This window comes from Halomonas sp. RT37, assembly GCF_040070525.1.
Classification (GTDB): Bacteria; Pseudomonadota; Gammaproteobacteria; order Pseudomonadales; family Halomonadaceae; genus Halomonas; species Halomonas litopenaei.
Map to the genome: position 1 here is coordinate 3,219,574 of NZ_CP098827.1, position 17,750 is coordinate 3,237,323.

General features: G+C 64.2%; 20 protein-coding genes. 15 read left to right on the top strand and 5 right to left on the bottom strand.

Features of this window, described 5'->3' with window-relative positions; translation table 11 throughout:
• Window positions 1-13 precede the first annotated feature (13 nt).
• Window positions 14-1,522, bottom strand: coding sequence for a CoA-acylating methylmalonate-semialdehyde dehydrogenase (locus NFG58_RS14000; protein WP_108133287.1), 1,509 nt, complete (start codon window positions 1,520-1,522; stop codon window positions 14-16).
• 178 nt (window positions 1,523-1,700) lie between these two features.
• On the opposite strand from NFG58_RS14000, the gene NFG58_RS14005 reads away from it, so the two are divergent.
• The 3 genes from NFG58_RS14005 to ampC all read left to right on the top strand — a co-directional run bounded on the left by NFG58_RS14005 (window position 1,701) and on the right by ampC (window position 5,143).
• Window positions 1,701-2,615 carry a LysR family transcriptional regulator gene (locus NFG58_RS14005; protein WP_108133286.1) on the top strand — a complete coding sequence of 305 codons (915 nt, stop codon included), beginning with the start codon at window positions 1,701-1,703 and terminating at the stop codon, window positions 2,613-2,615.
• A 365-nt stretch (window positions 2,616-2,980) separates the two neighbouring features.
• Window positions 2,981-3,679: a glutathione binding-like protein gene (locus NFG58_RS14010; protein WP_045991839.1), complete on the top strand. Its 699-nt coding sequence runs from the start codon at window positions 2,981-2,983 to the stop codon at window positions 3,677-3,679.
• Window positions 3,680-4,075: 396 nt separating this feature from the next.
• A complete protein-coding gene (gene ampC, locus NFG58_RS14015; RefSeq protein WP_348826774.1) occupies window positions 4,076-5,143 on the top strand; it encodes a class C beta-lactamase in 1,068 nt (355 codons plus the stop codon).
• Between the two features lie 138 nt (window positions 5,144-5,281).
• Here ampC and NFG58_RS14020 read toward each other — a convergent pair whose 3' ends face one another.
• Both NFG58_RS14020 and NFG58_RS14025 read right to left on the bottom strand, forming a co-directional pair.
• On the bottom strand, window positions 5,282-5,644 hold the full coding sequence (locus NFG58_RS14020; RefSeq protein WP_348826775.1) for a transcriptional regulator: 363 nt from the start codon (window positions 5,642-5,644) through the stop codon (window positions 5,282-5,284).
• Between the two features lie 334 nt (window positions 5,645-5,978).
• Window positions 5,979-6,266, bottom strand: coding sequence for a hypothetical protein (locus tag NFG58_RS14025; RefSeq protein WP_108449122.1), 288 nt, complete (start codon window positions 6,264-6,266; stop codon window positions 5,979-5,981).
• Between the two features lie 1,121 nt (window positions 6,267-7,387).
• On the opposite strand from NFG58_RS14025, the gene NFG58_RS14030 reads away from it, so the two are divergent.
• Entirely contained in the window at window positions 7,388-8,389 is a 1,002-nt protein-coding gene (locus NFG58_RS14030) for a hypothetical protein (RefSeq protein ID WP_348826776.1), read from the top strand.
• Window positions 8,390-8,414: 25 nt separating this feature from the next.
• On the opposite strand, the gene NFG58_RS14035 is transcribed toward NFG58_RS14030, so the two are convergent.
• Both NFG58_RS14035 and NFG58_RS14040 read right to left on the bottom strand, forming a co-directional pair.
• On the bottom strand, window positions 8,415-9,494 hold the full coding sequence (locus NFG58_RS14035) for a phage portal protein (protein ID WP_348826777.1): 1,080 nt from the start codon (window positions 9,492-9,494) through the stop codon (window positions 8,415-8,417).
• Complete coding sequence (locus NFG58_RS14040) at window positions 9,491-11,275, bottom strand: terminase family protein (RefSeq protein ID WP_348826778.1); 1,785 nt, start codon at window positions 11,273-11,275, stop codon at window positions 9,491-9,493. Before NFG58_RS14040 ends, NFG58_RS14035 begins: the two co-directional genes overlap by 4 nt.
• Before the next feature lie 127 nt (window positions 11,276-11,402).
• Here NFG58_RS14040 and NFG58_RS14045 point away from each other — a divergent pair, with 127 nt between their 5' ends.
• The 11 genes from NFG58_RS14045 to NFG58_RS14095 all read left to right on the top strand — a co-directional run bounded on the left by NFG58_RS14045 (window position 11,403) and on the right by NFG58_RS14095 (window position 17,693).
• Entirely contained in the window at window positions 11,403-12,242 is an 840-nt protein-coding gene (locus NFG58_RS14045; protein ID WP_348826779.1) for a GPO family capsid scaffolding protein, read from the top strand.
• 15 nt (window positions 12,243-12,257) lie between these two features.
• Window positions 12,258-13,274 (top strand): phage major capsid protein, P2 family, encoded by a 1,017-nt coding sequence (locus NFG58_RS14050; protein WP_348826780.1) that lies wholly within the window; start codon window positions 12,258-12,260, stop codon window positions 13,272-13,274.
• A gap of 12 nt (window positions 13,275-13,286) precedes the next feature.
• Entirely contained in the window at window positions 13,287-13,982 is a 696-nt protein-coding gene (gene gpM / locus NFG58_RS14055; protein WP_124804017.1) for a phage terminase small subunit, read from the top strand.
• A gap of 104 nt (window positions 13,983-14,086) precedes the next feature.
• Window positions 14,087-14,557 carry a head completion/stabilization protein gene (locus NFG58_RS14060; RefSeq protein WP_348826781.1) on the top strand — a complete coding sequence of 157 codons (471 nt, stop codon included), beginning with the start codon at window positions 14,087-14,089 and terminating at the stop codon, window positions 14,555-14,557.
• Complete coding sequence (locus NFG58_RS14065; protein WP_222485782.1) at window positions 14,557-14,769, top strand: tail protein X; 213 nt, start codon at window positions 14,557-14,559, stop codon at window positions 14,767-14,769. Before NFG58_RS14060 ends, NFG58_RS14065 begins: the two co-directional genes overlap by 1 nt.
• Before the next feature lie 79 nt (window positions 14,770-14,848).
• Window positions 14,849-15,193 (top strand): putative holin, encoded by a 345-nt coding sequence (locus tag NFG58_RS14070; RefSeq protein WP_124804023.1) that lies wholly within the window; start codon window positions 14,849-14,851, stop codon window positions 15,191-15,193.
• Entirely contained in the window at window positions 15,190-15,462 is a 273-nt protein-coding gene (locus NFG58_RS14075; RefSeq protein WP_348826782.1) for a phage holin family protein, read from the top strand. Before NFG58_RS14070 ends, NFG58_RS14075 begins: the two co-directional genes overlap by 4 nt.
• Window positions 15,462-16,265, top strand: coding sequence for an N-acetylmuramidase family protein (locus tag NFG58_RS14080; RefSeq protein ID WP_348826783.1), 804 nt, complete (start codon window positions 15,462-15,464; stop codon window positions 16,263-16,265). Before NFG58_RS14075 ends, NFG58_RS14080 begins: the two co-directional genes overlap by 1 nt.
• On the top strand, window positions 16,262-16,633 hold the full coding sequence (locus NFG58_RS14085) for a hypothetical protein (protein ID WP_348826784.1): 372 nt from the start codon (window positions 16,262-16,264) through the stop codon (window positions 16,631-16,633). Before NFG58_RS14080 ends, NFG58_RS14085 begins: the two co-directional genes overlap by 4 nt.
• A 120-nt stretch (window positions 16,634-16,753) precedes the next feature.
• Window positions 16,754-17,242, top strand: coding sequence for a phage tail protein (locus tag NFG58_RS14090; protein WP_348826785.1), 489 nt, complete (start codon window positions 16,754-16,756; stop codon window positions 17,240-17,242).
• A complete protein-coding gene (locus tag NFG58_RS14095; protein ID WP_348826786.1) occupies window positions 17,235-17,693 on the top strand; it encodes a phage virion morphogenesis protein in 459 nt (152 codons plus the stop codon). Before NFG58_RS14090 ends, NFG58_RS14095 begins: the two co-directional genes overlap by 8 nt.
• Window positions 17,694-17,750: the final 57 nt, after the last annotated feature.

Consider the following 17,750-nt stretch of genomic DNA (forward strand, 5'->3'; position numbering starts at 1 on the left):
TCGATTCAGGGCGTTATTTGGCGGTCGGCATCACGAACTCCGCGCCCGCCTCGATGGAGTCGGACCAGCGCTGCATGATCGACTTCTGCTTGGTGTAGAAGCGCACGCCCTCTTCGCCGTAGGCGTGCATGTCGCCGAACAGCGAGCGCTTCCAGCCACCGAAGCCATGCCACGCCATGGGCACCGGAATCGGCACGTTGATGCCGACCATGCCCACCTGGATGCGACGGCCGAACTCGCGGGCGACCTTGCCGCTCTCGGTGAAGCAGCTGACGCCGTTGCCGAACTCGTGGTCATTGATCAGCTCGATGGCGGTGGCCACGTCCGGCACGCGCACGCAGGCCAGCACCGGGCCGAAGATCTCCTCGCGGTAAATCGTCATCTCAGGGGTGACGTGATCGAACAGGGTGCCGCCCATCCAGAAGCCCTCGCTGCAGCCTTCGCCTGTATTGCTGCTGTCGAAGCCACGGCCATCGACCACCAGCTCGGCACCCTCCTCGACGCCCTTGTCGATGTAGCCGGTAATACGCTGATGGGCCTGGGCGGTGACGATCGGCCCCATCTCGGCGTCCAGCTGCATGCCGTCCTTGACCTTGAGACCCCGGGCGCGTTCGGCCACGCGTGCCACCACGTCATCGGCCACGTCGCCGACCAGCACCGCCACACTAATGGCCATGCAACGCTCGCCGGCGGAGCCGTAGGCGGCACCGATCAGCGCGTCCACCGCCTTGTCGAGGTCGGCGTCGGGCATCACCACCATGTGGTTCTTGGCGCCACCGAGGGCTTGCACACGCTTGCCCAGGGCCGCACCACGCTGATAGATCAGGTTGGCGATGGGAGTGGAGCCGACGAAGGACAGCGCCTTGACGTCGGGGTGGTCGATCAGCGCGTCCACTGTTTCCTTGCCACCCTGGACCACGTTGAACACGCCGTCGGGCAGCCCGGCCTGCTTGAGCAGGTCCGCCATCATCAGCGAGGCGCTGGGATCGGTGGGGCTGGGCTTGAGGATGAAGCTGTTGCCGGCGGCGATGGCGACCGGGAACATCCACATCGGCACCATGGCCGGGAAGTTGAACGGGGTGATGCCGGCGACCACACCAAGCGGCTGGCGCAGTGTCCAGTTGTCGATGCCGGTGCTGACCTGGTCGGTGAAGTCGCCCTTGAGCAGCTGCGGGATTCCGCAGGCGAACTCGACGATGTCGATACCCCGTGCCACCTCGCCCTGGGCGTCGGTGAAGACCTTGCCGTGCTCACGGGTAATCGCCTCGGCCAGGGCGTCCTTGTTGGCATTGAGCAATTCGAGGAAGCGGAACATCACCCGGGCGCGGCGGATAGGCGGGGTGTCGGCCCAGCTCGGGAAGGCCGCCTTGGCCACCTCCACCGCCTTGTCGATCTCGCTGGCGGAGGCCAGCGCCACTCGGCCACTGACCTGGCCGGTCGCCGGGTTGTAGACGTCCTGATGGCCCAGGGAGGCGCTTTCGTCGATCTGGCCGCCGATGAAGTGAGGAATCGTCGAGGTCATGGAGTGCTCCTTTATAAGCGTTGTTTAAGTTATTCGAGCGTGGCCGTATGAGGAAAGGTGCCCAGCCTGCTCGTCTTGTCGCTGTACAGCCTATCTCTGGTGGCGATCTGAGCAATTGAGTTATTTGAAACCCAGATATAAAGTTCTCAAATAACACGCTCTGTTGAAGGAAGGCGCCATGCAGGACTACCCCACGCTGCGAGCATTCGTCACGGTGGCGCACCTCGGCAGCGTCTCCCGCGCCGCCGAGGCGCTGCATCTCACCCAGCCGGCGGTTAGCCTAAAGTTGAAGCAGCTGCAGGCAACGCTGGGACTGACGCTGTTCCACCGCCGCCCCCAAGGACTGGAGCTGACGGCCCACGGTCAGGCACTGCTGCCCACCGCCGAAAAGGCCCTGGAGAGCGCTCGGGTGTTCGATCAGATGGCCCGCTCGTTGCACTCGACGGTGCGTGGGCTGTTGAGGATCGGCACCATCATCGACCCCGAGTTCATCCGTCTGGGCAGTTTTCTCAAGGTGCTGGTCGAGCGCGCCCCCGAACTCGAGACCGAGCTGCACCACGGCATGAGCGGTTACGCCCTGTCGCGAGTGGAGCGCGGCGAGCTGGATGCAGGTTTCTATCTGGCGCCCCCCGGAACAGGCAGCACCCACGCCGACGGTACCGGCGAACTTGCGTTTGTCGAGCTGACCCACTTTCGCTACTACGTGGTGGCGCCCTCAGGCTGGGAATCACGGGTCGAGGACACCCGCTGGTCGACGCTGGCCACCCTGCCCTGGATCGTCACACCCCCCGACTCGGTCCACCATCGACTGCTCAAGCGCGCCATGCAGGACAGCGGAGAGACGCCCCGGCGGGTCGCCCAGGTCGACCAGGAGGCCTGCATGCTCGATCTGGTACGCGCCGGGGTGGGGTTGAGCCTGGCCCGGGACTCGCTGGCCTTGACCGAGCGCCAGCGCAGCGGCCTGACCATCGTCGAGGGGGTGACGCTGGACTGCGCCCTGTGCTTTGTATGGAAGAAGGAACGCACCCGCGAGCCGCCGCTGCAGGCCGCGCTTGCCACCCTGGAGAGCGTCTGGCCCAACCGCCCTGGGTGAGGCTTGTAGGAAAAGTGCCTGCGGTCGGTGGCTTTTCGTACAAGACCCAGGGCCTGAAAAGCCCGGGGGTAGACCCCGCGGGCTGGCGCCCGAACCTGCTAATAGGCGCCCGAACCCGCCGATACGCGCCCGAACCCGCTTTGGCAGCAGCGCCAAATGCACCAGAGTTGCGCCTTTCTGCGCCTGGCGACGCTCGAATCCGTCGTCGGGTGCTACCCTCCAGACGTTGGCTGACGGCTTTCCCCGGTTCAGGTCAAGGGCGACGCCTGTCTCGATCGCTCCTTGCTCGCACCGTCAGTTCGTACTTCCAGCCACCAGATGTCAGCGTCACGCTCCCTTCGTTCTTCACCACAAGGAATGTCCCCATGACCGACCTTTCCCGCTTCCCCATCACTGCCAAGTGGCCGGCGACACACCCCGAGCGCCTGCAGCTCTATTCGCTGCCGACCCCCAACGGGGTCAAGGTCTCGATCATGCTGGAGGAAGTCGGGCTGGACTACGAAGCGCACCGGGTCAACTTCGATACCAGGGACCAGCACTCTTCCGAGTTTCTCTCGCTCAGCCCCAACAACAAGATTCCCGCGATCCTCGATCCCGACGGCCCTGAAGGCCAGCCGATCGGACTGTTCGAGTCAGGCACGATTCTGCTGTACCTGGCCGACAAGACCGGCCAGTTGGTGCCCCAGACGCCCCAGGCGTACTATCAGGCCCTGCAATGGCTGATGTTCCAGGTCGGCGGCGTGGGCCCGATGTTTGGCCAGATCGGCTACTTCCACTTCTTCGCCGGCAAGGAACTCGAGGACAAGCGCCCTCTTCAGCGCTACGTGGACGAGGCCAAACGCCTGCTTGGGGTGCTGGACAAGCGCCTGGAACAGCGCGAGTGGATCATGGGCGAGGATTACTCGGTGGTGGATATCGCCATCCTTCCCTGGGTACGTAACCTGGTCTACCGCTACGACGCCGGGGATCTGGTCGAGTTTGCCAACTTCCCCCACGTCGACCGCACCCTCCAGGCGTTTCTCGAGCGCCCCGCCGTGCAACGAGGCCTCAAGGTCCTGGCCTGAGGCGATATAGCAGGCACTACCAGGGTGAAGGTGGCGATCGGTAAACGTGGCGATCGGTAGAGGTAGAGCGAGACGAAATGAGGTGAGAGCCGCACGATCGAACCTCAGCCCACGGGTGACTCGCCGCCGGGTTCAGGCGATGATTGTGCCGGCACAGCAGACTCCGTGAGCCTTCAAGGCGCGCCGTCCTGTGCCTGTCCGCCTGCCCCTTGGCCCCACTGCCTCGGGCAACACCCCCACACGACGGAATCACCGCTCATGCCCGTTCGCCCCGTTCATCTTCTGCCCCTCGTCCTCGCCGTGGGGACCACCTCCGCCCAGGCAGCCTCCGCGCCAAAAGACGCCGACCGGAGTACCGTCGAGCAGCAGAGTAGCCGATCCTGCGAAAACCCGACCATGGACCAGCAGATCGAGGCACTGATGGATCACCACGGCATCCCGGGCGTGTCGGTGGCACTGATCGACCACGGCAACATCTGCCTGAGCCACTACGGCGTCGCCAGCCGGGAGTCCTCGACCGGCGCCGCAGTGAACGACGACACCCTGTTCGAAATCGGCTCGGTCAGCAAGACCTTCACTGCGGCGCTGGGCGCCTGGGTGCAGCAAGGCGGAGCCTTCTCCCTGAGCGACAGCGCGGCCAGCATCGAGCCCGACTTCGAGGGTCGTCCGGTAGGCGAGGTCAGCATGGTAGAGCTTGCCACCTACACCGCCGGCGGCTTCCCGCTGCAGTTTCCCGCAGGCGTCGACGACGCCACCCTCCACGACTACTTCGTGAACTGGCAGCCGGACTTTGCCGCCGGCACCAAACGCCTGTACTCGAACCCCAGCATCGGCCTGTTCGGCCTGCTCGCGGCCCAGAGCGAAGGCTCAAGCTTCGCTGAGCTGATGCAGGACAGCGTGCTGCCCACACTTGGCCTCGATGCCACCTGGCTTACGGTGCCCGACGACCAGGCCCGCCACTACGCCCAGGGCTACAACAGCGACGATCAGCCTGTGCGCGTCAATCCGGGCCCGCTGGACACCCAGGCCTACGGCATCAAGACCACGGCACGGGACCTGGCACGCTTCGTTCAGGCCAATATCGACGCCTATCAAGGCAGCCAGGACGACCAGCGCATGGCACAAGCCCTGCTGGCCACCCACCAGGGCTACGCCGCCGTCGGCGAGATGCAGCAGGGACTCGCCTGGGAAAGCTACGCCCTGCCGACGACCCTCGATACGCTGCAAAACGGCACCACCGCAGAGATGGCGCTGGAGCCCCAGCCTGTCACCATGCTCGAGCCGTCAGGCGAGCCACAGCCCCAGCGCTGGTACCACAAGACCGGCTCCACCGGCGGCTTCGGCGCCTACGCCGCCTTTATGCCGGCGCATGAACTCGGCATCGTCATCCTCGCCAACAAGCGCTACCCCAACGGCGAGCGCGTCGAAGCCGCCTGGCGGATACTGGAGGCGCTGGAGCACTGACGATCACGTTTGGATCACTGGATCTCAGTGATACTCCTGGGCCGAATCAGACGCAGGGCCTCATCCTGGCCCCACACGCGACGCCGCCGCCCTATGGGCGGCGGCGTGATCGATGACATGGTGGGCGGAAGCTCAAGGTTAAGCAGATGTCTCGTTCATCAAACTCTCGTAGGGGATCCGTAGCCCATGATGCAGCCGGCGGATCATGGCCAGGCTGAGCCCACGCTTGCGATTCAGCACCTCCGAGACCCGTCCGCTACCGCCGATATAGGCTTCCAGGTCTCTTGGCGTCAGCCCTTGCTGTTCCATGCGAAACTTGATCGCTTCGATGGGATCCGATGGACCGATCGGGTAGTGCTCGTCTTCATAGTGCTCAATCAGAATCGACAGGACCTCAAGTTCGTCGGCCTCGGGACTGCCGTCTTCGGCATTCCATAGCGCCTCCATCCGAGCGAAGTCCCGCTCCAGATCGGCATCGTTGTGAATCGGCTGGATATTCATTCACACAGGCTCCACGTCGATGTGATCGTACTGGGCGTGAGTGCCGACAAAGCGTACCCAAGCGATCTGCTGGGCATATCGGATCGCAACGATGACCCATACTCCACACGATGAAAACGCACCCTTGGGGCTGGCACACCACGCGCTCTCTCCCGCCCGATCTCTTGATGCCGATGGCTGACCGAGATCCCCTTGCCCGCATCAAGAGGATACCGCTCGAAAGCGTAAAATCAGTCGAGCGCATCGATCTGACCTTCCCCTGACATATCGCCTGTGCCTTGCAAGAGGCTATTGAGCCCCCTTATCGAAAGGCGCACAGTCGGATGTGCTCGACTCAATTCTCCTCATAGGCATCAGCCACCGCACGCTCGATAAGTTCCGGAGCCACACCGCGAGCCTTCAACGCCTCCACCAAACGCCGCACACCATCATCGAGATAGCGAGCCTCGTCGCGACGCAGTCCCTCGCTGACGTAGGCTTTCAGCAGCGTCTGGTAGCCTTGAAACCCCTTCAGTGGCGCTATCGCCTTCAGCGACTCCACCACATCAACCGGCACCCGCAGCGTCACTGTCGTCATGGGACGGTCCTTCGCCAATCGCCTTTTCAAGGTCTCATTGAGCATAAATCGCCTCCTCTCGCCTGGTGGCCCGTCGCGCCGAGGTAAGGCGCAATCCCTCGTCGGTACCACGATACTCGCGTCGCCGGAAGGCCAGCGCCAGCAGTCCTCAATCTGCAAAGTTTTCCTCGCTGCTCCAATTTGGCGGTAGAACGCAAGGCCAGGGGCAGACTGCGAAGCACCTCTGCTCCGACTCGTACCCGCCGCACAGTCACCACACCAACAATGAAAACGCCCCCTTGGGGCTGGTACACTACGCGCCCTCTCCTGCCCGACCTCTTGATGCCGATGACTGACCGAGATCCCCTGGCCCAGGCCCGCCGCTTTTCTGTGGCGCCGATGATGGATCGGGGATAAAGCCCACAACCACGGGCTTTCCCGGCGTCGTGTACCAAAAATGTACCAGCAAGAAAAAGTGGCACGGATCCTGTCGCAGGCGTTGCGCTTGTCGGTGAGACAGGCGCGAGCATGGACGTGACGAACGCGTGCGTACGCGTTAGAGACGGGCCCGCCTCAGAATCCGTGGGGGGCTCGGAAAAAGGTAACAAAGGTAACGCCTTGCGAAAAACACGCTTATCTTAATGATTTATCAAGGATTAAAACGACTGTCCAAAAGGTAACAAAAAGGTGATGAAAAGGTGATGCGTTACCTTTTGGAAAGGTATTTTTCTTGTTTTCAAGAGTCTAAGAAAATCAGATGGTTAGCCGGGCGTTACCTTTTGCGTTACCTTTTGCGACCTTTTTACGGTTACAGAATTTTTTAATAAAAACAGATGCATAGAGTATATTCTCTGGTCCTGTCACCGATGTTACCTTTTTCCGAGCACCCCCCACATTCTCAGCAGCCACCATGGGTGGTGACCTCCGCCACCACGCTCCTCTGGCGCTCGTTGAGTTCGCATGATTCCGCATGAAAGACAGCCCCTTGCCCAGCGCCAGGGAGCCCAGAGCGCAGGCGCCCTCAGCGAGAGTGCAAGGGTGCCCAAAAATCGACAGGTTTAGCGCGCAGGCGGGGCGGGGTGTCGACGGCGCGCCAAGGAGAGTATCTGAAAGACTGGCCACCCTTCCAAGGCTCGCCAAAAACAGCTACTTTCACTTATTCTCATGCAACCTCAAGGATGACATACGTGAATGCTATAAATCTCCGCGTCGAAGCGCAGACGTCCGCCGTGCACGATGAGGTGATGGCCCTCACCGCAGTAGTAAGGCCGATCTTGCAAGGATTATTGTTCGCTCTAAAGCACGAAGTTGTTGAGCAAGCTGGAGGTATCGAGAATCTTCCCCTGTTTATGCTTCCAAGAGCATATCGAGCCGGCTCAGGTGACTGTGGAATTTGCTTCGAATATGCAGTTCACGATGCGATAAATCGAAAGGACCCGCTTGTCGTTGAACGAGTACATGACAGCCTTTCTCGATTCTGCAACGTTCCAGGGTACGATACTTCATCAATACTCTTTGGCGCCGAAAAAACTGGCGCATTGAAAATAATAGGCGACCCAAGACAGCTTCTTACTGAAAACTCGCGACTTCTGACCGGAATCCGCGCCCAGCCTCCAAAACTAATTGATCACATTTCCGCACTAACAACGGCATTTCGTCAACAAGCTCAAAGAGAGCTCTTGCCAAGTAGTATTTCCGGCCTGTGGAAAGCAGATCTTTTTTTAGGAAACAGAGACACAGATAAATGGGTCGGCACTACCGTAAAGATCAACAGAAATCAGCTGGAAGGGGCACCAGGTCTCAGGATCGGAATTGTGCCAGCAGCTCATGGTCGTGGTGACACAATAACTGTTGACAGTAGCAAGAATCTAATCGTATGTCCGCTTCCTTACGATGGCGCGTTTATGGAGATATTCTATTGTGCATGGAGAATTGTTCAGTACTTCTTAGCAGCCGATGCAAAGATGCCTCCCTACCAACACCTGCCAATTGGTTCTCATAGGAACGTAGCTCAGCATCTCTATGAGCGCCGAAATTTCCCAGTACTACAGGTAATTGATAGTCTGATACCTATCGCCCAGCCAGGCTTGATTGAGACGCAACAGAGAGTTGAAAACACTTCTACAGCAATGGGACCTGTAGAAGATGAGGTCAATACTCTAATTGCACCACAACCTCTTAACGTTTAGAAAATCTACCGTGGTCTATTGTCAGTTAGCGGGTGGGATCGAGCGGCGCCGCGCCGCCGGCGTCCAATGAGTAGGGCCGGAACTTGACGACCTCCTCGCCCAGGTAGTCGTTGATCTCGCTGAGGGTGGCTTGCAACGGCTCGAGCTCGTTGGCGACGAAGACCCTCGCCGCCTTCTCGATGTCGCCGAAGCCGCCGGTGTTGTTGGGGATGATGCCCATCAGCTGCGGCGGGATCCGGTGGCCGGCCAACTGATCGTCGCGGGTGATGTTCTTGATCGAGGCGAAGTCGTCCTTGGCGGCGACCTCGCTGATGGGGATGATCTGGATGCCGTCCTTCTTGCCGTTGGGGCTGTAGAGGAACAGGTTGCGGAAGTTGCCGACGCCCTTGCTCTCTTTCAGGGCGCTGCGCATGGCGTCGATATCCTCCTGGTTCTGGGCCGCGTCCGAGACGTACATGATGAAGCCGGCGTGGCTGCCGTTGAGGTAGTACTTGCGGCGGAACAGGGTGGCGTTCTCGTTGAGGTAGATCGACTGCAGGGCCCCCAGGTAGTCCGGCACGCCGTAGACCTCCTGGTTGATGTCCGGCTCGAGCAGATGGATCAGGCTGCCCCGGGCGAACTCGCTGCGATCGGCCCAGTTGGGGACCCAGAAGTAGCGCTCCAGGTCGGCCCCGCGACGCACGTACTTGGCCCGGGCCGGGCGCAGCTGCAGCAGCTTGCCGAGGCGCCCGCGGATCTGCTCGAGGTAGCAGTTGCCGAACACCAGATAGTCGGTGGCCAGCGCGCTGAAGGCCTGCCGGCTCAGCAGCGGGTGCGGCACGAAGGAGCGCACCAGGATGTTGCGCTTTACCTGGATGGCACTGCCGTGATGGGCGGTGGCGCGATAGGTCTGGGCCAGCGCCGGGAAGTCCACCGGCGGCTCGTACCACTCGCTGCCCAGCATCCAGCACCCGGTGTAGAAGAAGTCGTGGCCATCGGTGACCGGTACCGGATCGCCGAAGCTGAAGGCCTCGGCCCTCGCCGGCGTGGGCACCTGGTCGCCACCGGCGTCGGCGCGGTAGGCCGACACGCGCACCCGGGGCTTCTCTGCAAGCGGCTCGCTCATCCAAACATCTCCATCATTGATCGTCCGGTGCCGTGCTCCGCCGGCCCGTCCAGGGGTTCGTTGTGCAGGGCATGCATGGTCGCCCAGGCCAGATCGGCATGGCCGGTCAGGTTGTTGCGCCCTGCGGTGTAGGTGATCTGGCGGCCCGAGGCGGTGAGTCCGCGCCGGATCGCCATGAACGACTGGGCGAGCTCCGCCCAGCCGGCGTCGAATTCGAGCCGCCCCTTGTTGATGATCTGCTGCGCCTGCATCACCAGGCGGGCCTTGATCTCGGGGGTGTAGCGGTAGCGGGTGACCGTGGGGAAGAACTTGGCGACCAGCTGGGCGACGGCCTCGCCGAGCCCCGAGGTGTCGATGCCGATGAAGGTCACGTTGTAGCGGCGAGTCACGCCGCGGATGAACTCGGCCTGGGCCTCGTAGTCGCTGCCCTTGATGCGGTGCTTCTCGAGGATCCGGTGCTTGCCGTTCATCGCGCGCGGCGGCGCCACTACCACCAGCCCGGCACCATCCCCCTCCTCGCCGTCGCCGGCGGGGTCATAGCCGACCCACACCGGATGCTCTCCATAGGGCCGCGGGGCCAGCGGCTTGATGTCCCGCCACACGTCCCAGCTATCGACCATGCAGCGCTGCATCATCGCCAGCGGGAAGGCCGACTGGGTGTCGTCGACGAACTCGCACATCAACAGGTTCGCGAACTCGTCATCGCTGTACTCGAGGCGCAGCTGGTCGATGTCGAACAGGTCGCAGCCGCCGGCGATGGCGTCCTCGATGGTGACGATCTGGCGCCACTGGCCGTCCGGCCCGCGGGCGCCGTCCCTGAGCGCCGCATGGCCGACATCGATCTTCACCCGGTCGGCCTTCTTGCGCCGCTTGTTGAAGCGCTCGCCGGTCCAGAACGGATAGGCCTCATGGGCCACGCTCGATGGCGTCGAGAAGTAGGTCTGGCGCCACTTCTTGTGCATCGCCATCCCGCTGGTCACCTTGCGGAAGGTCTCGAAGCCGTGGATCCAGAAGTACTCATCCAGGTAGGTGTCGCCGTGGTAGCCCTGGGCCGTCTTGGCGTTGGTGCCCAGGAAGTGCAGCTCGGCGCCATTGGCGAGGATGATCGGGTCGCCCTTGAGCTCGACGCCGGTGACTTCCTTCACGAACTGCACGATGTAGTGCTTGAAGATATGGGCCTGAGCCTTACTCGCCGACATGAAGATCTTGTTCTTGCCGGTCTCCAGGGCATCGGCGATTGCCTCCCGGGCGAAGTACCAGGTCGCGCCGATCTGGCGCGACTTCAGCAGGTTGCGGATCCGCTCATGCTGGCCGGCCCGGTACCAGGTGCGCTGGTAGTCGAATAGCGAGGCCTCGAAGGCCTCGACGATCTGGATCACGCCCTCGTCGCCGACGTCGTTGGTCTTGGGCTTGCGCTTCGGCTCGACGTTGCGCCGATCGATGTTGGGATTGAGGTCGCTCTCCTTCCCGCTGCCCTGATACTTGTGCACCCGGGCCAGCCGCTCGACCTGCCGCCCCAGCAGGTCGATCTCCTTGAAGTCCTTGCCCTCCTTCTGGTCCTTCCAGATCAGCTGAACCAGACGCGCTTCGAGCGCGCCCTCGATCCGCTGGGTGGGAGTGGCGTCGTCCCAGGCATCGCGCTTCTTCCAGCTGTCGATGGTGGCCCGGGGCACGTCCAGGAACTCGGCGATACGCGCGATGCGCCACCCCGTCCAGTACAGGTGCCGGGCGGAGAGGCGTGAAGCGTCGAGGATGTCCAGGTCGGGCGTCGGTGTCGTCATGCCGCCCAGCGTACCCGCGCGCGCGACGGTGCCCTCGCGGGGCTCGGTGTAAGTCGGCCCAGCGACACCGGCAACGCGTTGAGCCCCAACGCCTCTGCGCGGAACCTGACGGCAGCACCGAGAGCCCATGAACCGAGGACACCCCATGCCCTTCTTCCGCGTCGCCACCGAAGGCGCCACCACCGATGGCCGGATCATCTCGCGCGACTGGATCACGCAGATGGCCGGCAACTATGACCCCAAGAAATACGGCGCCCGTGTGTGGATGGAGCACATGCGCGGCATGTTCCATGACGGACCCTTCCCCGCCCTTGGCGATGTGAAGGCGGTCAAGGCCGAGGAAGTCGAGGAAGGCAAGCTGGGCCTGTTCGCGGACATCGACCCCACCGACAAGCTCAAGCAGATCAACGGCGAGCGACAGAAGGTCTATACCAGCATCGAGGTCGACCCGGACTTCGCCGGCACGGGCGAGGCCTACTTCGTCGGCCTGGCCGTCACCGACAGCCCCGCCAGCCTGGGCACCGAGATGCTCCAGTTCTCCGCCCAGCAGGGCCAGGCGTCACCGCTGGCCGCGCGCAAGCAGAAGATCGACAACCTCTTCACCGCCGCCGTCGAGACCGAGCTGGATTTCTCAGATCCGGCGCCTGCGCCCGAGAAGGGGCCCAGCCTGACCGAGCGCGTCACCGCCCTGTTCAAGAAACACGACGCCAAATCCAAGGCCGGATTCGACGCCTTCAGCAAGGATCTGGAACAGACCCTCGAGCTGTTCGTGAACCGCCACGCCGCGCTGGAATCCGACCTCGAAAAGCGCCCCACCGCCGAGGCCTTCAATGAACTGAAGACCGCCCATGGCGAACTGCAGCGCCGCTTCGACGAGCTCTACACCCGGCTCGACAACGAACCCTCCACCCAACATCACCGCTCCCGCGCCACCGGCAACGACGGCGGCATCGTCACCGACTGCTAAGGAACCGACCCGCTCATGCGCAACGATACCCGCATCCTCTTCAACCAGTTCGCCTCCCAGGTGGCGAAGCTCAACGGCGTGCCGGAAGCCACCCAGAAATTCGCCGTCGACCCCAGCGTCCAGCAGCGCCTGGAGAAGCGCATCCAGGAGTCCAGCGACTTCCTGGGCCGCATCAACATGATCGGCGTCGACGAGCTGAAGGGGGAGAAGCTCGCCCTCGGCGTCTCCGGCCCGATCGCCGCGCGCACCGACGTCAGCCAGAATGATCGCGAGACCCGCGACCTCTCGACGCTGGACGCCAACGGCTACGAGTGCCGCCTGACCGAGTTCGATACCCACCTCGGCTACGGCAAGCTCGACGCCTGGGCCAAGTTTCCCAACTTCCAGGCCCTAGTGCGCGATGCCATCGTCCGCCAGCAGGCCCTGGACCGGATCATGATCGGCTTCAACGGCACCTCCGCCGCCGCCCAGACCAATCCGGCCACCAACCCGATGCTGCAGGACGTCAACATCGGCTGGCTCCAGCACTACCGCACCAAGGCCCCGGCCCGGGTGCTCAAGGAAGGCGCCACCGCCGGCACCCTCAAGGTGGGCAAGGGCGGCGACTACGAGAACCTCGACGCCGTGGTCTACGACGCGGTCAACGAGCTGATCGATCCGTGGTTCCGCAACGCCACCGACCTGGTCGCGATCGTCGGCCGCAAGCTGATGGCCGACAAGTACTTCCCGCTGATCAACCAGACCCAGCCGCCCACCGAGCAGCAGGCCATGGACGTGATCATCAGCCAGAAGCGCATCGGCGGGCAGCAGGGCCTCCAGGTGCCGTTCTTCCCCGACAACGCCATCCTGGTCACCACCCTGGATAACCTCTCGATCTACTGGCAGAACGGCGCCCGCCGCCGCTACGTCAGCGAGAACCCCAAGCGCAACCGCATCGAGAACTTCGAATCCTCGAACGACGCCTATGTGGTCGAGGATTTCGGCGCCGGCTGCCTGATCGAGAACATCGAGCTGGACGACTTCAGCGTCTGATAAGGAGCCACGATGACCAGTCCCGCCCGCCGCCACTTCCAACGGGTCTCCGCCGCGCAAGCGGCGGGAGACGCTGGTGAGACCCCCATGCAGGGCCCCGCCTATGAGCTGATGCAGGCCGCCCTGTTCGAGGACTACCGCCGCCTCAAGTCGACCCAGTCGATGGAGCGCAAGGCCGAGATCAAGCGCGAGATCCTGCCCAAGTACGCCGACTACGTCGACGGCGTGCTCGAGGCCGGCCAGGGCGCCCAGGACGACGTGCTGATGCGCGTCATGCTGTGGCGCATCGATGCCGGAGATATCGCCGGCGCCGTGACCATTGCCCGTTACGCCCTCACCCACGATCTCAATCCGCCCGACCAGTTCGAGCGCTCCACCGCGGCGATCATCGCCGAGGAAGTCGCCGACCAGGGCTTGAAGCAGCTCGATGAGGAAGGCGCCGATGTCTTGGCGCTGCTCAAACAGCTGATCGACGCCGAGATCATGACCCGCCAGGCCGACATGCACGACCAGGTGCGCGCCAAGCTGTTCAAGGCCCTGGGCTATGCCCAGCGCGCCGCCGGCCAGCTGGTCGAGGCCCAGTCCAGCCTGGAGCGCGCCCTGGCGCTGAACGACAAGGTTGGGGTGAAGAAGGATCTCGAACGCATCGAGCGCGAGCTCAAGCAACAGAACGCCGGCGATCAGGGCTCTCCCCAGAACGGGGCCTGACGCTGCCACCGAGTCGCACGCCGACGTCAGGGGGCGCCGAGTGAGAGCAGGCCGATAACAGACCCGCTCGTAACCCGGCCCACCCCCTTCAACCAGGAGTCCGGATGAACAGCTTCGTTTCGACCGCTACCACCAGCGCCCCCGCCGCGGAGCCGGTGCAGAACAACGGATTCTGGCCCGACATCGCGCCCGCCGACTTCCGCGATCGCCATCGGCTGGACGGCGCCATTACCGCGGCAAGGATCGAGGGTGCCCTACTCGCGGCCATCGCCACCGTCAACCGCACCCTGCGCGAATGGCAGGCCCGCCAGGTCGACGCCGGCCACGCCAGCATCGACGAGGTGCCGATCCCCATCTGGCAAGCCCCAGGCGTCTATCAGGGACTCTATCAACGGGCTGTCTACTCCATGGCGCACGCCAGCCTGATCGAACGCTACGCCGATTTTGATGCCACCAACAGCGGCCGCGAACGTGCCGAGAGCCTGATGGACCCGGCGGACAGCTACCGTCGCGATGCCGTCTGGGCGATCGCCGAGATCGAAGGCCGGCCCCACAGCACCATCGAGCTGATTTGATGCCTCGCACGGTCTATGCCCAGCAGCACGACACCCTCGACGCCATCTGCCATCGCGCCTTCGGCCGCACGGCAGGCGTCACCGAGCAGGTGCTTGAGCTCAACCCCGGCGTTGCCGACCTCGGCCCGACCCTGCCCCAGGGCACGCCGGTGCAGCTTCCCGAGGCCACGCCACAGCCGCAGCGCTCCCCCACCGTGCAGCTGTGGGACTGAACCTATAAACGCGCCCGGCTAACGCCAAACCAGCGCGATAACCAGCGCCACAAGACGCGCGAAGTACGCAGAGGAACCTATGGCAGAGCCCAGCACCGCCACCGCCGTCGCCACCGCCACCGGACTCGCCGCCCTGGTCGGCTGGTTGCCCGGCGTCGACGCCAATGCCGTCATCGGCGCCTTCTGCGGCGCCACGCTGTTCGTGATCAGCGCCAAGGACCTGCCGATCGTCGTGCGCCTGATCTACCTGCTGATCAGCCTGCTGATCGGCTACCTGGGAGGCCCGCCGGTGCTGGGCCAGTGGGTTCCGCACAGCGCGGTGTCGGCGTTCATCGCCAGCGCCACCGCGGTGACCGCGGGACTGCGCGCCATCGAAGGGGTCAAGACACTCGACATCAAGTCGCTACTGGGAGGCCGCAAGTGACCACCCCCACCCTCGTCACCCTGCTCTGTGCCCTGCTCATCTGCGTTCGGCTGCTGACCTTTCGCCGCCGCGGGGCCCGCTACCGGCTGGGCTATTCCTGCACCGCCTGGCTGCTGATCGCCGGCACCGGCACGGTGGCCATACGCATCATCACCCAGAGCGGTTATCCCGCCGGCTGGGGCATCGCCATGGTCATGGCGGTACTGGCCTGGCTGATAGTGCGCGCCCGGGGCAACGTCGCTCACGTCATCAAGCTCAGGAGGCTGTGATGCTGCTACGCCATGGAGACACCGGCTACCGGGTCGAATCCCTGCAACGTGACCTGGTGCGCGCCGGTCACGGCCTCGCCATCGATGGCTGGTACGGCGACGAGACCGAAGCCGCGGTGCGTGCGGTCCAGCGTCAGCATGATCTGGTCATCGATGGCCTCGCCGGCCCCAAGACCCGCGAGGCCCTGCACCGCGGCAAACCGGATCCCCTCGCCCTGCGCCAGATCGACCTGGTGCTGGCCGCCGAGTATCTGGGTGTCGAGCTCGCGGCGATCATGGCCGTCAACGAGGTCGAGTCGCGGGGGCGTGGCTTTCACCCCAGCGGCGAGCCGGTGATCCTCTTCGAGCGCCACATCATGCGCCGCCGGCTGATCCACCACGGCATCGACCCGGTGCCCTGGCAGCGCCGTCAGCCCGACGTCGTCAACGACAAGCCCGGCGGCTACGTCGGCGGGATCCGCGAGCACCGGCGCCTGGACCGCGCCCACGCCATCCATCCGGCCAGCGCCTGGGAGTCCGCATCCTGGGGTGCCTTTCAGATCATGGGCTTTCACTGGCAGACGCTGGGATACGAGAGTGCCGAGGCCTTCGTCATCGCGATGCAGCGCGGCGAGGCCGCCCAGCTCGACGCCTTCGTGCGTTTCATCGCCGCCGACCGAGGGCTCCATGCCGCCCTGCGTCGCCGCGACTGGCGCGACTTCGCCCGGCGCTACAACGGGCCGGCCTTCGCGAAGAACGATTACGACACCAAGCTCGCCGCCGCCTACCGGCGCCATTTCCGGGACCTGGAGATCGCTGCATGACCCGGCTCCGCCTACTCGCCGCCGCCCTGGCACTGGCCACCACCGCCACCGGCGGCTGGCTGGCCCGGGGCTGGCTCGAGGACAGCCAGCGCCTCACCGCCGAGCGCGCCATCGAACAGGCTATCGCCGCCGCCATGGCTCGCGAGTCCGAGATCGCCGGTGCCGTCGAGACCAGACTGGCCGAGCTTGAGGCCAATGAGCGCATCATCGACCGAGGGATCATCCGTGAAATCGAGAAGCCCATTTATCGGCGCGTTTGCCTTGAGCCTCGGCTTGTCCGGCTGCTCAACGACGCCGCCGCCGGCCGCCCCCCCGCTTCAGCAGACGTTGCTGACGCCCTGCCCAACGACGCTGCCACCGCTGACTGACGGCACCGCCCGGGACGTGGCGCTGACACTGCGCGGCTGGGCCAGCCAGTACCACGGCTGCGCCACGCGTCATAACGGCCTGATTGAGGCCCTGGATCACCGCCAACGAGACGCTCGCCCATGAAGAAGCTGCACCTGCTGCGCAAGCACCTGATCGCCGCCGTTCCGGCCCTCGCCCGGGACCCCGACCGCCTACTCACCTTCGTCGAGGAGGGCAGCATCGAGTTCCACCGCGGCCCCAACCTCTCCCACGAGTACGCCTTCGCCGCCCAGCTGGTCCTGACTGACTTCGCCGAGGATCTGGATACCGTCATGCTGCCGCTGCTGCAGTGGCTCGCCGAGTACCAACCGGACGTCGACCCCGGGGAGGCGCTCACCTTCGAGGCCGAGATCCTCAGTAACGACGCCGTCGACCTCGCCCTGCGCCTACGCCTCAGCGAGCGGGTGATCACCCGGGTGGATTGCGATAGCGGTCGCATCGAAGCCGAGCACGTCACCCTGCGCTTCGAGCGCGATACCTGCCCCGCCGCCCAGTGGCAGCTTTATACCCGCGAGCCCGGCGAGGATGACTGGGCGCTGGCCAGCGCCTGGGAGGCTGATAATGGCTGACGACCTGCAGCAGTTGGCCGACTGGGCCGGGCCCTTATTGGCCCGGCTCGACGCCAAGGAGCGGCGGGCCCTGGCCCGATCCCTGGCGCGCGAGCTGCGCCGCGGCCAGCGCGAGCGCATCAAGGCCCAGCGCAATCCCGACGGTAGCGAATTCGCGCCTCGCCAGTCCCAAAAGTGGCGCGCCCGCCAGGGCGGCATCCGCCGCCGGGCGATGTTCGGCAAGCTGGCCACCGCCAAGTGGCTCAAGGCCACCGCCCAGAGCGATACCGCGGTGGTGGGCTTCTTCGGCAACGTGGCGCGCATCGCCAAGACCCACCAGTATGGCCTTCGCGATCGGGTCGACCGCAACGGCCCCACCATCGAGTACCCGCAACGCGAGCTGCTCGGCTTCACCGAGGCGGATCGGACGCGGATCCGTGACGCCCTGATCGAGCACCTCGCCTCGGTGTAAGTCCCCGCAGTCACACCCGCCGCCGCTTCGCGCACTCCGCGCCGGCCCGCACGATAG

Coding starts and splice junctions, on each gene's coding strand:
- NFG58_RS14000 (WP_108133287.1), bottom strand. CDS start 1,522: ATGACCTCGACGATTCCTCACTTCATCGGCGGCCAGATCGACGAAAGC.
- NFG58_RS14005 (WP_108133286.1), top strand. CDS start 1,701: ATGCAGGACTACCCCACGCTGCGAGCATTCGTCACGGTGGCGCACCTC.
- NFG58_RS14010 (WP_045991839.1), top strand. CDS start 2,981: ATGACCGACCTTTCCCGCTTCCCCATCACTGCCAAGTGGCCGGCGACA.
- ampC (WP_348826774.1), top strand. CDS start 4,076: ATGGACCAGCAGATCGAGGCACTGATGGATCACCACGGCATCCCGGGC.
- NFG58_RS14020 (WP_348826775.1), bottom strand. CDS start 5,644: ATGAATATCCAGCCGATTCACAACGATGCCGATCTGGAGCGGGACTTC.
- NFG58_RS14025 (WP_108449122.1), bottom strand. CDS start 6,266: ATGCTCAATGAGACCTTGAAAAGGCGATTGGCGAAGGACCGTCCCATG.
- NFG58_RS14035 (WP_348826777.1), bottom strand. CDS start 9,494: ATGAGCGAGCCGCTTGCAGAGAAGCCCCGGGTGCGCGTGTCGGCCTAC.
- NFG58_RS14040 (WP_348826778.1), bottom strand. CDS start 11,275: ATGACGACACCGACGCCCGACCTGGACATCCTCGACGCTTCACGCCTC.
- NFG58_RS14045 (WP_348826779.1), top strand. CDS start 11,403: ATGAACCGAGGACACCCCATGCCCTTCTTCCGCGTCGCCACCGAAGGC.
- NFG58_RS14050 (WP_348826780.1), top strand. CDS start 12,258: ATGCGCAACGATACCCGCATCCTCTTCAACCAGTTCGCCTCCCAGGTG.
- gpM (WP_124804017.1), top strand. CDS start 13,287: ATGACCAGTCCCGCCCGCCGCCACTTCCAACGGGTCTCCGCCGCGCAA.
- NFG58_RS14060 (WP_348826781.1), top strand. CDS start 14,087: ATGAACAGCTTCGTTTCGACCGCTACCACCAGCGCCCCCGCCGCGGAG.
- NFG58_RS14065 (WP_222485782.1), top strand. CDS start 14,557: ATGCCTCGCACGGTCTATGCCCAGCAGCACGACACCCTCGACGCCATC.
- NFG58_RS14070 (WP_124804023.1), top strand. CDS start 14,849: ATGGCAGAGCCCAGCACCGCCACCGCCGTCGCCACCGCCACCGGACTC.
- NFG58_RS14080 (WP_348826783.1), top strand. CDS start 15,462: ATGCTGCTACGCCATGGAGACACCGGCTACCGGGTCGAATCCCTGCAA.
- NFG58_RS14085 (WP_348826784.1), top strand. CDS start 16,262: ATGACCCGGCTCCGCCTACTCGCCGCCGCCCTGGCACTGGCCACCACC.
- NFG58_RS14090 (WP_348826785.1), top strand. CDS start 16,754: ATGAAGAAGCTGCACCTGCTGCGCAAGCACCTGATCGCCGCCGTTCCG.
- NFG58_RS14095 (WP_348826786.1), top strand. CDS start 17,235: ATGGCTGACGACCTGCAGCAGTTGGCCGACTGGGCCGGGCCCTTATTG.